Source organism: Rhodococcus sp. 05-2254-6 (assembly GCF_002258565.1).
In the GTDB taxonomy this organism is placed as follows: Bacteria; Actinomycetota; Actinomycetes; order Mycobacteriales; family Mycobacteriaceae; genus Rhodococcoides.
In genome coordinates, this window is the sequence record NZ_NOZF01000084.1 from 1 (window position 1) to 14,312 (window position 14,312).

Sequence of the window (14,312 nt, forward strand, 5' to 3'; positions counted from 1 at the left end):
ACCCGTTGCCACACCCGGCACTTCGGTGCGCTCGTGCGCCTCGGGAGTGAAGCGCGGACGACCGAGGTAGGTCACCAGGTCCGGCTCGTCGATGGACAGAACCTCGGTGGTGCCCACCAACTTCGTCGCGACCTTGCGCAGCGCCTTGGCCAGCAGGCGTTCGAGCTGGCGCACTCCCGGCTCGCGGGTGTACTCGGCCGCGATCGTGCGCAGCGCGGCGTCGGTGACCGTCACCTCCTCGGATGTGATTGCCGCCCTGTCCATCTGACGAGGGAGCAGGTAGTTGCGGGCGATGACGACCTTGTCGTCCTCGGTGTAGCCGTCGATGGTCACCAGTTCCATCCGGTCGAGCAACGGGCCGGGAATCTGGTCGATCACGTTGGCGGTGGCGAGGAACACCACGTCGGACAGGTCGAGATCCAGATCGAGGTAGTGATCACGAAACGTGTGATTCTGCGCCGGGTCCAGCACCTCGAGCAGAGCGGCGCTGGGGTCGCCGCGATAGTCCGAGCCGACCTTATCGATCTCGTCCAGCAGGACAACGGGATTCATCGATCCCGCCTCACCGATGGCCCGCACGATCCGGCCCGGCAACGCACCGACGTACGTACGACGGTGCCCGCGGATCTCGGCCTCGTCGCGGACGCCACCGAGGGCGACGCGCACGAACTTCCGACCGAGCGCACGGGCCACCGACTCACCGAGCGAGGTCTTGCCGACTCCGGGCGGGCCCGCGAGCACCATGACGGCACCGGACCCACGCCCACCGACCGACTGCAGACCACGTTCGGAGCGACGCGCCCGAACGGCCAGGTACTCGACGATCCGATCCTTCACGTCGTCGAGTCCGTGGTGGTCGGCGTCGAGAACCGCACGTGCAGAATCGATGTCGTTGTTGTCGGTGGTGGTGTTGTTCCACGGCAGATCGAGCACGGTGTCGAGCCACGTGCGGATCCAGCCCGACTCCGGGCTCTGATCGCTGGCCCGTTCCAGTTTGCCGACCTCACGCAACGCCTGTTCGCGCACCTTCTCGGGCAGGTCCGCAGCCTCGACGCGGCCGCGGTAGTCGTCGGCACCGTCGGGCTCGTCCTCGCCGAGCTCCTTGCGGATGGCTGCCAACTGCTGCCGAAGCAGGAATTCTTTCTGGGTCTTCTCCATGCCCTCGCGGACATCACCGGAGATCTTGTCGTTGACCTCGACCTCGGCGAGATGGGCCCTGGTCCACTCGATGAGCGAGGTCAGACGCGTTGCCACGTCCGGTGTTTCGAGAAGGTCCCGCTTCTGCACGTCGGTGAGATACGACGCGTAGCCGGCGGTATCGGCGATCGCGGCCGGATCGGTGAGCTTGTTGACCGAGTCGATCACCTGCCATGCGTCGCGGCGTTGCAACATTGCCACGACGAGCTGCTTGTATTCGGCAGCAAGGGCTTTGAGGTCATCGCCTGCGGCCTCGTCCGGTACGGGGTCGGCTTCCACCCAGAGGGCAGCGCCCGGCCCGCTGACGCCGTGGCCTATGTGGGCGCGGCGGCCGGCCTTGATGACCGCGGCCGGACGGCCGTCGGCCAGGCGTCCCATCTGCACGATCGTGGCGAGGACGCCGTACGCGGCATAGCGATCTTCGAGACGCGGCGCGACGAGCAACGTGTCATCGTTGCTCGCCTTCGCCGCGTCGACGGCGGCGCGCGCAGCCTCGTCGAGCTCGACGGGCACCACCATTCCGGGCAGAACGATCGGGTCGGTCAGAAAAAGCACGGGGACACGAACGGTTTCGGTCACTTCTCCTCCAAAAGATTGAGCTATTGGGGCTCAACTTCGAAAGCAGTAGTGATGTTCCCGTCGGTGTCCGCTGTTCTCCGTGGGCTGAACGCCGACCGTCCAGACCTGCTACTTCAGCGCGCTGACCAGCTTCTCGGCGAGAGGACGCGTCGACGCCGGGTTCTGACCCGTGTAGAGGTTGCGGTCGACGACGACGTTGGGTGCCCAGGCATCGGCGGAGTCGAACTTCGCGCCGTTCTCGCGCAGCCGGGTCTCGAGCAGCCACGGGGCCTTCTCGGCGAGACCGGCCTGGGTCTCTTCCTCGTCGGTGAATCCGGTGAGCTCGTATCCGTCGAACGCCCAGGTCCCGTCACTGCGGACGGCAGGGAGGAGAGCGGCCGGTGCGTGGCACACCGCGGACACCACCTTGTTCGAGTCGAGGAAGTCGACAACCAGGGCACCGAAGCTCTCGGAGACGGCGAGGTCCTCCATCGGGCCGTGACCGCCAGGAACGAAGACGACGTCGAAGTCCGACGCCTTCTGCTCCTCCAGCTTTGCGGGCGAGGACAGGATCGACTCGATAGAGGCGAGGTAGCTCTTCTGGTCCGCTACCTTCTCTTCGTCGCCGCCGTTGGCGTCGACCGCGAGGCTGCCCTGGTCGACGACCGGAGCCTTACCGCCAGGCGTGGCGACCGTGATGTCCCAGCCGGCATCGACGAACGTGCGATGGGACTCGACGAGCTCCTCGGCCCAGTATCCGGTTGGGTGCTTGCTTCCGTCGTTCAAGGTCCAGTGATCGGCAGCGGTTACCGCAAACAGCAAAGTAGTCATGCCCCGGGGAATGCCACGAAGACCCCCGATCGAAACACCCGGTCGATCACTGCTGGCCGATCGAACCGATCACCACGACGGCGTCGAACATCTCGGACTCGCTGATACTGGCTGCGAATCCTGCCTCGACCACGGTCTGCAGCGTCGAATGCATCAGTGCTGCACTGGTTTCGACGAGGAGATGCCCGCCTGGGGCCAGCCATTCCGGCGCGCCGACGGCGACGCGACGATGAATCCCGGCACCGTCCGTACCGCCGTCGAGCGCGATGTGCGGCTCGTGGATGCGTGCCTCTCGTGGCATCAGCCCGATGTCGCCGGTCGGGACGTAGGGAGCGTTGACAACGATCGCGTCGAATCTGCCGTGCAGTTCCGGCGGCAGTGCGTCGTACAGGTCGCCGCGGTGCACGTGACCGACCGGCACCGCGCCCCCGTCGGCATCGAGGTTGCGCCTGGCACACGCGACCGCCGCGGCGTCGATATCGGCGGCGTGCAATTCGGTGAGACCCTCGACCGACAGACCTATCGCTCCGGAACCGCAGCACAGGTCGAGCAGCACCGAAGGGCTCAGCGCTGCAGCACATTCGACGAGAAATTCGGTGCGGCGTCGGGGAACGAACACGCCCGGTTCGACGGCGATGCGTCGACCACAGAACGACACCCACCCGACAACGTGCTCGAGCGGTTCGCCGGCGACGCGGCGTGTGAGCATCTCTTGCAGCTTGGCCGGAGTGGACGCGGACTCGACGAGGATGCCGGCTTCCTCCTCGGCGAATACACACCCGGCTCTGCGCAGCGCGGACACCACGTCGTCGTGCTCGAGTTCCGACATCGACCGTGCCTTCCGGAGTGCTTTTCGCCCGCCTGCCCGCTCGCTGAAATACTGTAGCGCGGTATGTCGCACGAGAGGACGAACTGGGAAGCCGCAGTCCGACGGATATGCCTGGCCCTGCCCGAGACCTACGAGGAGCAGGCATGGGTCGGGACGCGCTGGCGGATTCGCGGGCGCACCTTCGCCCACGTTCTCGAAATTCTCGACGGCACCCCACCTGCATTCGCCAAGGCCGTCGGCACCGACGGCCCGGCGCACGTCCTTGTCTTCCGTTCCAGCGGAATCGAACTCGACGCCCTCTCCGCCCGCGCCGGGTTCTTCGCGCCCCGATGGGGTCCCCAAATCATCGGCATGCTGCTCGACGAGTCCGTGGACCGGGCGGAACTCGGCGAGCTGATCACCGAGAGTTACTGCGATCGAGCCCCGAAAAAGCTCATCGCGCTTCTCGATCGACCGCAGCAGTAGCTCACCCCAGGTGCTCGCGCGCCACCGAGACCGCAGCGACCCGGTCTCCCGCCGCGATGGCGTCGAACAGGGCTTCGTGCAGGTCCACGTCAGGCTCGGTGCCGCGTGGGGCAGTGCCGTACCTGCCGATCGATCCTGCCGACGTGGGACGCGACTACGACGCAGTCATCCGAGTGAACAGCCAATCCGGAAAGGGCGGGATCGCGTATCTGCTGTCGGTGGACCACGGCCTGGAGCTCCCCCGGAGGTTGCAGATCGACTTCGCCCGGGTGGTCCAGCACGACACCGACTCGACGGGCACCGAGATCAGCTCGAAGGAGATCTGGACTCTGTTCGAGGACAACTACATTCGCACCGGCCGTCGCACACTGGTGGCGTGGTCGATAGATGCGGACTCCACCCTGTCGGTCACCCTCGCCGACGACGACGGCGAGCATCACCACAGCGCCGTCGGAACCGGGCCGGTCGACGCATTGGCGCAGATTCTGGGAGTCGAGGTACTCGGTCTGTCTCAGCACTCCATCGGGGACAGTAATGGAGCCTGCGGAACGACCCGAGAACACGGCTCGAACAGTGGGGCAGCGACGTACGTCGAGGTTCGTCGGGGCGGGAAGTCGGCGTGGGGAGTGGGGATCGACGGGTCCGTGGTCGCCTCGTCACTGAATGCGGTTGTCGCTGCGGCGAACAATCTCGGGTAACGGCCCAGGCCTGGGTGTCAACCCAGCGATCGACCGGTCTGCTCCAGTGCTGCCTGGATGACTGCCAGCGATTTCGGACCGACACCGTGCAGTTTCTTCAGCTCGGCCGCGGGCACCCCCGCAAGATCGTCCAGGCACATGTATCCCGCCGCGCGGAATGCCCGAGACGCAGGATTTCCGGTGCCCTCCGGAAATTCCGGACGTTCGTCGGCTTCTGCTCTGCTCACGGGCAAAGTCTAAAACAGACCGGTAACCTGGCGGCGTGCCCGAAAACAAGCAGAGACGCGTTGTCATCACCGGTGCGAACACCGGTATCGGCTACTACACCGCCTTGGAGTTGGTGAAGCGAGGCGACCACGTGACGCTCGCATGCCGTAACAAGGACAAGGCCGATGCCGCCGCGGCCAAAATTTCGGCGGAGGCACACCGCGGAACCGTCGACACCGCCACCCTGAATCTCGCCGACCTGGCCTCGGTGCGTGAGTACGCCGCGTCGGCGCCGGAGTCGATCGACGTGCTGATCAACAACGCCGGCGTCATGATGCCTGCGTTGCGGACCGAGACGGCGGACGGGTTCGAGCTCCAGCTCGGCACCAATCATCTCGGCCACTTCGCCCTGACCGGCCTGCTGTTCCCCAAGCTCGCTGCGGACGCCAAGATCACCACCATCGCTTCCGTCGCGCACCGGCAGGGCCCCAAGCTCGATTTCGACAATCTTCAGCTCGAACGCGGGTACAACCCCCAGCGTGGGTACGCGAACTCCAAGCTTGCGAACATCCTGTTCGCGCTCGAACTCCAGCGCCGGATCGACAAGGCCGGGCTGAAGATCACCAGCAATGCCGCGCACCCAGGAATCTCGGCCACCGAGCTGTACTCGAGCCCAGACGGTTTGGGCAGCAACAAGATTCTGTCCACTCTGGCTCCGATCGGACTGAAGTTCTTTTCGCAATCCGCCAGTGCCGGAGCACGTCCCACGCTCTACGCGATCGATGTTGCGGGTGGCGGCACGTACAGCGGCCCCAAGTCCTTGTTCGAGACGCGTGGTAAGCCGGGCCCGGCGAGCATGACCAAGAGCGCACAGGACCCCGCTCTTGCTGCGAAGCTGTGGGACGCCAGCGAGAAGTTGACCGGAGTCGGCTACCCGTTCTGACGGGGAATCGTCACAGGGCGGGCGCGGGCAATGCCAGTCCGCGTTCGCTCATGACGGTGCGCAATCGGTCGGGGTAATCGGTGATCAGTCCGTCGACGCCCATATCAATCAGCGCGCGCATGGTGTCGGGATCGTCGACGGTCCACGGGATCACTCGTACTCCGCGCTCGTGCGCGGAGTCCACCATGTCCTGGGTGACGTAGAGCTCGAAGTCGGGGTCGCCTACCTTTCCGCTCTGCGGGGTCCCCTGCACGGGTGAGTACGCCGACGCTCCGAACGAATCGATCGCGGCAATCGCATCTCCACCGAAATCGTCGACGTCGATTCCGCCCAGCCAGGGAGACGCACCATCCTGGCCCACCTGCAGGAAGTCGCCGTTGGTCAGCGCCACCACCGGCACCTCGGGTTCGGCGTCGCGGACCAGTTTCAGTGCGCCCCAATCGAAACTCTGCACGGTGACCCGGTCCAGCATGTCTGCGTCGCGGATGGTCGCCAGAACCGTGTCGACGAACTGCTCGCGCGGAGCGGTTTCGGTGGGGCTGCCCGCCTCGACCTTGGTTTCGACGTTCAGCTTCACATCCGGCGCGTCGGCCGACTTCACCAGATCCAACACCTCGGTGAGGGTCGGCATTCGAGCGCCGGGCACGCGTCGTTGCTCCGGGTAGTCCGCGAGCGGCAGCGCACCGCAGTCGAGAGTGCGAATCTGCGCGAGTGTCAGTGTGTTCACGTACTTCCCGACGTACGGAAACTCGGGGTCCCCCGGTGTGAGCGCACGGGTGTCGACGCACTTGCTGTCCGAGACCTTGCGGTCGTGGGTGACGATCGCTATGCCGTCCTCGGTGATCTGAGTATCCAATTCTAGGGTGCTCACCCCGAGTTGCAGTGCGTTGGTGAACGATTCGATGGTGCTCTCGGTGACCAAGCCGAGTCCGCCGCGGTGCGCTTGCAGATCGAACGAGCCGAGCGGGGTCGGGTCCGCTGCCGTGTCCGTTCCGCACCCCGTCAACACCGCGAGAGGAACGCACACCAGTGGCAAGAACCGACCGAATCGCATGCTGGCCGAGGCTACGGAGGGTCGGTGTCCACCCGGGTTCCTCGCAGTGAACTCCCGGCACCATGCAGGTAGACGGAGATCGGTATTCGCAGCGTTGCAACATCTTTCGATGTTCTGTCGAGCGAGAAGGACGATCCAGTAAGCACATCCCGAACAATCTGGGCAACAGCAGGATCCAGTAAACCTCGTGGACGTCGCCTGCGACCGTGATGTGCGGGTCGACTTCCACGCCCTCGTCCCGCTGGATGAATTCGCCGTCGGATGTTCGGGTCTTGACACCGATCGATTGGTCAGCAGGCTCAGTGAGTTGGGCCCTACATCGTCTCGAGCACCGTTCGATTTCCGCCGTCCGCCTTCGCCCGGTACATGAGAGAGTCCGCCGCGCGCGTGACGTCGTTGACCACGTCGACCCCTGATGTCCACGCGTCGGAATCAGGAGCGATCACGACTGCGCCTGCGCTCACTGTCACCGGTATCGGATCCGAGCAATCCGTCAGAGTGCCACTCACCTCGAGTACCAGTTCACACAGTTGTTCTGCCTCGCCGACGAGGACGGCCACGAACTCCTCGCCCCCGGTTCTCGCCACCACGCCCGACTTCCCGAGGTGACCGTGGAGACGGTCGGCAACGAGCACGATGACGGCATCACCCTGATCGTGACCGTAGCGATCGTTGACGCTCTTGAACCGATCGATGTCGACCAGAACGAGAACGAATGCCAACCGCTCACCGCGAGCGACCGACCACAGATCCTCGACGGCGTTCTGCAGTCCGCGCCTGTTCTTCATCCGTGTCAGCGGATCGATCTCGGACTGCCGTGCATCCTCGCACACCAACGACCAGGCGATCTGGGCGAAGATCGGGACACCCGACGTCGCACCTCCGGCGACGAGGACTGCGGCGATCGCATCCCACGGACCCCACAAACCCTGTACGTACGCGGCCGCCCCGATGTAGCCGATCACCAGATTGGCGAACACCAGGTGTGCGACGAGCAGCCTCGGTCCGAGAAAGAAGGTGCACATCGACCCTGTCAGCGCGAAGAGGAACGTGCCGATCAGCGCCGACGTGGGTACATCGAGAAGAATCACCGACGTGAGCCCGACGTCACCGAACACCAGGAACGCGACCACCTGCCACTTACGATCCGGCAGCGGCCCGACCAGCAACCACACGATCACAGCGAATTGCAGAACCAGGATGAAAAGTACGTAGGCAACAGGCCCCGATCCCGTCGGCCCGTTCGGCGACGCCAACATCAGGATCGACACGGCCGCGTACAAAGCCACGCAGCTCGCGAACACGACTCGGATCAATCTGTGCAGCGGACGAGTCGACTTGTGCACGAAAATCCAGTCGAAATCGTGTGGAGCAGCGAACCAATGGCGGATGACCTGAGCCGCACTGGGTTGCGGACCGAGCGGTGGAACGGTGACGCTCGAGTTCGACCTCGGTGACGAGATGGTGGTCGACCGTTTGCGGTGGCGACTCCTGGTCGCGCTGTGCACCTGCCTCGAACGTGGTCGTAGGGACGCATTCGATCGCTCGCCGTGCCGCGATACGGGCGATCGAGAGTCTTCTTGCATGGGGCTCCCTTGTGAAACGAACTGCCCAGGCCCGAAAGCGTACCGATCATAGTTTCGGCTCGCCCGAAATTTCCTGATCCGGTCTCGCCCAGCCTGCGCAGCGCTCCACGGTCACCTGCCCAACCGATGTGGACACCTGCGCTCCACAAAAAAAGGGAGACACCCACTACTGACGGCGGTCGGGGGCGACAGCAGTAGCGGGTGTCTCATTGGGCATTCGCAGCACCTCGCAAGGTGGATGGGTTCCGGATGAGAAATTCTTTCGAAGTTTTTCGTCGACCGAGGAATAGCCTGTGACCATGCCTTTCACAGCAGCGAATCACTACGATTTCAACGGCGACGACATCACCGGGACCCTCGATGCCCATCGATCCGACCTGGGTTCCGTGGTTCGCGCCGTCGTCGAAAATCGCGTGTAGCGACGGATCCAGCATGTCCGGAACAGCCCGCGTCCACATCCGGTTGTACGAGGTGAACGCGTGAAGCAGCGAGCTCCGAGAACACAGGCAGGCATCGAATGACCATCGAGATTCTCACCCCACGCGAGGTTCCCCTCGGCGGTCCTCGCGCACTGAAGGTCCGGCGCACGCTCCCCCAGCGACAGCGTTCACTGATCGGCGCGTGGTGCTTCGCCGACCACTACGGCCCCGACACGTCGTCGATGGACGTACCGCCGCATCCGCACACCGGACTCCAGACCGTCAGCTGGCTGTTCTCCGGGGAGATCGAGCATCGCGACAGCGTCGGATCGCATGCCATGGTGCGTCCCGGAGAGCTCAATCTGATGACGGCCGGCTACGGCATCAGTCACTCCGAGACATCCACCCCGGAGACCGAAATTCTGCACGGCATGCAACTGTGGGTGGCACTTCCGGCTCGCTCCCGCTTCACCGCACCGACTTTCGAGCACTACGTGCCGCGGACTCACACGAGCCAGGGGCTGACCGCGCGAGTATTTCTCGGCTCACTGCTAGGAGAGACCTCGCCGGTGGCCACGTTCACCCCACTCCTCGGAGTCGAGATCGTGCTCGACGCCGGGGCCCGCGTCACCCTCGACGTCGACCCGACGTTCGAGCACGGCGTCATCGTCGATCAGGGCACCGTGACGATGGACGAGACCGTCCTCGCCGCAGCCGAACTCGGCTATCGCGAGTCGGGCGATTCGACGCTCGATCTGCACAATCCGACCCGAGAGCCGGTGCGGATGCTGCTGCTCGGTGGACCGCCGTTCGGGGAGCAGATCGTCATGTGGTGGAACTTCGTCGGTCGCAGCCACGAGGACGTCGTCGAGTATCGAGCCGCCTACGAGCGGGGCAGCGAGCAGTTCGGCACCGTCGAGGGGTATCCGGGATCTCGACTGCACGCACCTGCGCTACCCAACAGTCGGATGCAACCGCGCGGCTGAATTGTCCTGCTGTGCAGCACGAGCCGTGGGCAGTACCCGTTTGATGACGTCGGTGAGCGTGACGATGCCGAGGAACTGTCCCTCGGTCTCGACAACCGCGAGCTGAACGCTGCGGTTGCGCATCTGCCGTAGCAACTCGTACACCGGTGTCGCTCCGTCGACCGAGTAGGCCTCCCGTGCGTAGTCGGCGGCGGGTTCTTCGGCGGCTGCCAGCAGCGTGTCACGCACGTGCACGACACCGGGCGTCGCGCCTGCGCTGTCGGTGAGCAGTACCCGCAGGTGACCGGACCGCAGCGCCGCGGCCTGCACGTCGGACACCGTGGCACCGTGCGGAACCGACGTCGCCTTGGAGTCGGGCACCGTGATCTTCTCGACGGTCAGCGTCTCGAGTTCGATCACCCGGGTGATCTGGGTTTGCAGTTCCGGTTCCAATACGCCGACCTGCGACGAGTACTCGACGAGGTTGCGGATGGTCTCGGCGTCGCGGCCGCCGACCGCAGCATTCTCGACCGGCTCCACTCCCGACCGTTGGACGAGCGTGTTGGCGATCTTGTTGACCCACACCAGGAACAGCCGAAAGGGTCGGATGAACGCCCGAGACGGCAACCCGATGATGGTGGCAGCGAGTTCGGGGTGCGCGATGGCCCAGGATTTCGGGGCCATCTCGCCGATCACCAGATGCAGGAACGTCACGAGCAACAGCGACAGTGCGAACGCGGCGGTTCCGGCCAACCATCCCGGAACCCGCCACGAGGTGAACACCGGGCCCAGCCAGGAATCGACGGCAGGCTTGGTGACGGCACCGAGGGCGAAGGTGCAGGCAGTGATGCCGAGCTGCGCGCCTGCCAGCATGATCGTCAACTCGTTCATTCCGCGCAGCGCGGCCCGCACCGATCGGCTCGTGCCTGCCTTCTCCTCCAGTCGATGCCTACGGGCACCGAGCAGCGCGAACTCGATGACGACGAAGAACGCACTCAGCGCGATGAGCAGTACCGTCACCGCAACGACGACCCACGCGTTCATCGGTCCGTGTCCTCGTCCGACTCCGCCGACGGCTCGCTGCCGTCCGGCGAGTTCTCGTGCAGTCTGATTCTCAGCTCACTCGGCACGTGCCGGTCCACCTCGAGCACCTCGACTTCCAGGGACGGACGCGGCGGTTCGTCTTCCATCAGATCGGCTCCGAACACCGCGAGATCGATACGAACGGTGTCTCCGACCTCGGGCAGATTCCCGCCCTCCGCGATGAGCAGGCCTGCGAGCGTCTCGTAGTCCCCTCGCGGCAACAGCATGTCGCGACCGATGGTGCGTTCGACCTCGTCGACGTGGACGTCGCCGTCCATGAGCCACACTCCGTCTTCCTGATCGTGCACGCCGGCGATGTCCTCGTCGTCGTCGTGCTCATCGGTGATCTCGCCGACCAATTCCTCGGCGAGATCCTCGATGGTGAGCACCCCGGCGAATCCGCCGTACTCGTCGATGACGCATGCCAACTCGTTCTTGGTGCTGGACAACAACTCCAGGGCATCCTCTAGTGGCATGAGCTCCGGCACGATCAGCGGTACCCGCATGATCTCGGTGACCGGCCGTGTGTCGTCGGGCGCAGCGGCCATCACCTCGGCCAGCTGCACCACACCGATCGGCTCCTCACGGTCGCCGATCACCGGGTACCGGGTGTGCGCACGCACCATCCGCGCCCGCATCTCACCGATGGCAGTGGTGGGCGTGACCGCATCCACCCGAGTACGGGGAATCATCGCGTGTGCGACATCGCGCTCGGGAAAGTCCAGGATGCGATCGAGCAGCAACGACAGGTCCTCGGTCAGATCCCCGCTCGCGCGGGAATCCTCGATGATGCTCTCGAGATCCTTCGCGGTGGCGCTGCTGTCCACGTCGTGCACCGGCTCGACTCGCAGCAGACGCAACATCGCGTTGGAGGACTTGTCGAAGAAGGTGATCAGCCAACCGAAGGCGGCCAGGTAGATGAGCGTCGAGCGGGCAAGGCGTCGGGACAGCGGATCGGGACTGGCGATGGCGAGATTCTTCGGATACAGCTCGCCGAAGATCATCTGCACGACGGTGGCGAGCACGAGAGCGCCTACCGTGCCGATGGAAATACCCACCGCGATGGGCACTCCGGCACTGCTGAGCAGCTCGCCCAGCGATTCGCCGATGAACGGCTCGGCCACGTATCCGACCATCAGACCGGTGACGGTGATGCCCAGCTGCGCGCCCGACAGCATGAACGACGTGCGCTTGGTGACCTTCAGTGCCCGCTCGGCCGACGCGTCGCCCTTCTCGGCACCGGTACGCAGCGTCGCCCGGTCGACGGACATGTAAGCGAACTCCTGGGCCACGAAGTATCCGTTGGCCGCGATGATCACGGCGGTGAGCACGAAGCCGAGGAGCAAGGAAAGCAGCGCGGTGATCACCATGCGATCACGCGAGAACGAGCGGCCGGAGCAGCGGCCACGGGTGGCCGAAAGAAATCTATGGAGTGCACAGTGCGCTCGACGCCTCCGGTGTCAGAGAATCCGATTCGAGTGGAATGTCCAGATTCTACCGGCTGCCGTTGTCCAATTCTCACGTCCGGGCCGGATGCCCGATCAGAACAGCGTCGGGACCGCGTCGTCGGACGTGGGCCGTGTCACCGGTGCCGGAGCGGAAGGAGCAGCAGCTACCGGAGCCGGTGTTGTCGCTACCGGTGCCGACGTACCGGCGGCGGCCACGGCGCGCGCGGCTTCACCTGCCAAGGCGTCGGCCGCTTCGTTGAAGTGATTGCCGACGTGTCCGCGGACCCACCGGAACCGGACCGGACCCTCACGTTCGGTGATGGCTCGCTCGATGCTCTGCACCAGCTCCAGGTTGCGCACCGGAGTACCGCCCGCTGTTTTCCAGCCCTTGCGCTTCCAGCCCGCGAGCCATTCCGACGCGCACTTGATGGCGTACTGCGAGTCGGATTCGATCAACAGCGGCTCGGGGCCCGGGTGCGCCAGAACCGCCTCGAGCAGGGCCCTGAGCTCGGCGACCTGGTTGGTGCCCGAGGGCTCACCGCCGGAGTTGCTCGGCCCCGTGTGGTTGACCCACGCCCACCCGATTGCTCCGCCGGGGTTACGCAGACACGAGCCGTCCGTACTCACGATGATCACGGTCTCAGACCCTACTTCGGGGCACCGACAAACTCCGGGTGACTCGCGCACGAACACCGAGGTACTTGGCACTCGACTGCGCGGCAGTGCGAATTCGATTCCGGCGCACTGCCAACCGGGTCAGGCGTAGTGGGACTCCCTGGCCTTCCTGCCGTCGAGGGTGAGCAGCACGAACGCCACCGCCGCGAGCGCTGCGACGAGCGCGGAGAACACCAGTCCCGCAGTCACCAATCCCCATTCGTTCGCCGCAGCCCCGGCCCCGATGACCGGCAACGAGATGGCGACGTACAGCACCACGAAGAACGTCGAGGTCACTTCTGCTCGACGTTCGGGCGGAAGCCCAGCGGCGATGGCCGCCATACCGTTGCTGAACGTCACACCCTGCCCGACGCCGCACAGCAGCGCCGCGATCACCAGGACCGGCAGCGACGTCAGGAGCAGCGACAGCGCCAGGACCACCAGCCCGACCGTCAGAACGAAGCAACCCCAGCGCTGCGCCGACGTCGGATCGGCCCGGCCCAGCAGGATCTGCGCGGTCGCGGATGCCGCGAAGACCGCGAACACCACGACCCCGGTGACGGCATGATTGTCGATCTGCAGCACCCCCGCGATGAATCCCGGTGACACCGCGGTGAACAGGCCGAGCACCGCGAAGCCGGCGAAACCACCGATCGACGCGCGCAGAAAAGTGCCACGAACGTCCGCCGGTACGGACAGTCGTTGCATCTGCGGGCGCGCCCCTGCTGCGACCCGAACGGTTTCGGGAGCGAGAAACACCGCCAGAGCGGCCACGGCGAGCAGGCCGATGTCGACGAAGAAGGTCAGGCGTAGCGGTTGCGGAAGGTATTCGGCCAGCAACCCGGCCACCAGCGGACCCAGGCCGAGGCCGCCGATATTGGCCGCCGTGGCGATGGCCGGGGCACGATCCCGCCACTTGTCCGGCACCAGTTCGATCAGGGTCACCGTCGCGGTTCCGACGAAGATTCCCGCCGACAGTCCGGACAGCACCCGCCCGATCACCAGCGCCGTGAGCGAACCCGCAGTCACGAACACCACGGCACTGATCAGGCCGAAACCGATGGCCGCCAACAGCATCGGACGACGACCGAGCGAATCCGACCACCGCCCGAAGGCCAGCAGGGCGGCGAGTACACCGACCGCGTACGCCGCGAACACCAGCGTGACGACGAATACGGAGAACCCGAACTCGACCTCGTACAACGCGTAGAGCGGCGTCGGCATGGTCGTACCCATCATCGCCACGACGAACGCGTAGGCGACTCCGACGAACGATGCGGCACTCGATCGAGCCACGAAAATCCTCCTGACGCTGTAGACCTGGCCAGAGGCGGCGAGAGAGTCCGTGCGGTACTCCTGCGCTCCGAGAGGCACT

At 65.2% G+C, this 14,312-nt stretch carries 15 protein-coding genes; 4 read left to right on the forward strand and 11 right to left on the reverse strand.

All coding sequences use genetic code 11. From position 1 onward, the window contains the following. The 3 genes from CH256_RS10140 to CH256_RS10150 form a co-directional block, all read right to left on the reverse strand. On the reverse strand, nt 1–1,776 hold a 1,776-nt coding region (locus CH256_RS10140; protein ID WP_094669531.1), incomplete at its 3' end, for an AAA family ATPase. Between the two features lie 108 nt (nt 1,777–1,884). Then, complete coding sequence (locus tag CH256_RS10145) at nt 1,885–2,586, reverse strand: type 1 glutamine amidotransferase domain-containing protein (RefSeq protein WP_094669513.1); 702 nt, start codon at nt 2,584–2,586, stop codon at nt 1,885–1,887. A gap of 46 nt (nt 2,587–2,632) precedes the next feature. Then, complete coding sequence (locus CH256_RS10150; RefSeq protein WP_094669514.1) at nt 2,633–3,415, reverse strand: putative protein N(5)-glutamine methyltransferase; 783 nt, start codon at nt 3,413–3,415, stop codon at nt 2,633–2,635. 63 nt (nt 3,416–3,478) lie between these two features. Here CH256_RS10150 and CH256_RS10155 point away from each other — a divergent pair, with 63 nt between their 5' ends. After that, nucleotides 3,479–3,880 (forward strand): MmcQ/YjbR family DNA-binding protein, encoded by a 402-nt coding sequence (locus CH256_RS10155; RefSeq protein ID WP_068048665.1) that lies wholly within the window; start codon nt 3,479–3,481, stop codon nt 3,878–3,880. Nucleotide 3,881: 1 nt separating this feature from the next. Here CH256_RS10155 and CH256_RS28980 read toward each other — a convergent pair whose 3' ends face one another. Beyond that, the gene (locus CH256_RS28980) at nt 3,882–3,968 is read right to left on the reverse strand and encodes a hypothetical protein (protein WP_373454802.1); all 87 of its coding nucleotides are present in this window, start codon (nt 3,966–3,968) and stop codon (nt 3,882–3,884) included. A 10-nt stretch (nt 3,969–3,978) separates the two neighbouring features. Here CH256_RS28980 and CH256_RS10160 point away from each other — a divergent pair, with 10 nt between their 5' ends. Beyond that, nucleotides 3,979–4,578: an alpha-isopropylmalate synthase regulatory domain-containing protein gene (locus CH256_RS10160; RefSeq protein WP_179272061.1), complete on the forward strand. Its 600-nt coding sequence runs from the start codon at nt 3,979–3,981 to the stop codon at nt 4,576–4,578. Nucleotides 4,579–4,595: 17 nt separating this feature from the next. Here CH256_RS10160 and CH256_RS10165 read toward each other — a convergent pair whose 3' ends face one another. Next, nucleotides 4,596–4,805: a DNA-binding protein gene (locus tag CH256_RS10165; protein WP_094669516.1), complete on the reverse strand. Its 210-nt coding sequence runs from the start codon at nt 4,803–4,805 to the stop codon at nt 4,596–4,598. Nucleotides 4,806–4,840: 35 nt separating this feature from the next. On the opposite strand from CH256_RS10165, the gene CH256_RS10170 reads away from it, so the two are divergent. Further along, nucleotides 4,841–5,728: an oxidoreductase gene (locus CH256_RS10170; protein ID WP_094669517.1), complete on the forward strand. Its 888-nt coding sequence runs from the start codon at nt 4,841–4,843 to the stop codon at nt 5,726–5,728. A gap of 10 nt (nt 5,729–5,738) precedes the next feature. Here CH256_RS10170 and CH256_RS10175 read toward each other — a convergent pair whose 3' ends face one another. Together CH256_RS10175 and CH256_RS10185 are read right to left on the reverse strand one after the other, a co-directional pair. Further along, the gene (locus tag CH256_RS10175; RefSeq protein WP_094669518.1) at nt 5,739–6,782 is read right to left on the reverse strand and encodes a glycerophosphodiester phosphodiesterase family protein; all 1,044 of its coding nucleotides are present in this window, start codon (nt 6,780–6,782) and stop codon (nt 5,739–5,741) included. 314 nt (nt 6,783–7,096) lie between these two features. After that, nucleotides 7,097–8,071, reverse strand: a complete 975-nt coding sequence (locus CH256_RS10185) for a GGDEF domain-containing protein (RefSeq protein ID WP_176460336.1) — start codon at nt 8,069–8,071, stop codon at nt 7,097–7,099. 814 nt (nt 8,072–8,885) lie between these two features. Here CH256_RS10185 and CH256_RS10190 point away from each other — a divergent pair. Continuing rightward, nucleotides 8,886–9,773: a pirin family protein gene (locus tag CH256_RS10190; protein ID WP_094669519.1), complete on the forward strand. Its 888-nt coding sequence runs from the start codon at nt 8,886–8,888 to the stop codon at nt 9,771–9,773. Here the strand turns inward: CH256_RS10190 and CH256_RS10195 are convergent. The 4 genes from CH256_RS10195 to CH256_RS10210 form a co-directional block, all read right to left on the reverse strand. Then, nucleotides 9,741–10,796, reverse strand: a complete 1,056-nt coding sequence (locus tag CH256_RS10195; protein ID WP_094669520.1) for a CNNM domain-containing protein — start codon at nt 10,794–10,796, stop codon at nt 9,741–9,743. The genes CH256_RS10190 and CH256_RS10195 overlap by 33 nt on opposite strands. Next, complete coding sequence (locus CH256_RS10200; RefSeq protein WP_094669532.1) at nt 10,793–12,202, reverse strand: hemolysin family protein; 1,410 nt, start codon at nt 12,200–12,202, stop codon at nt 10,793–10,795. The genes CH256_RS10195 and CH256_RS10200 overlap by 4 nt, the downstream gene beginning before the upstream one ends. 174 nt (nt 12,203–12,376) lie before the next feature. Further along, nucleotides 12,377–12,919: a ribonuclease H family protein gene (locus CH256_RS10205; RefSeq protein ID WP_068048646.1), complete on the reverse strand. Its 543-nt coding sequence runs from the start codon at nt 12,917–12,919 to the stop codon at nt 12,377–12,379. A 120-nt stretch (nt 12,920–13,039) separates the two neighbouring features. Then, on the reverse strand, nt 13,040–14,233 hold the full coding sequence (locus CH256_RS10210; RefSeq protein WP_094669533.1) for an MFS transporter: 1,194 nt from the start codon (nt 14,231–14,233) through the stop codon (nt 13,040–13,042). Between the last annotated feature and the right edge of the window lie 79 nt (nt 14,234–14,312).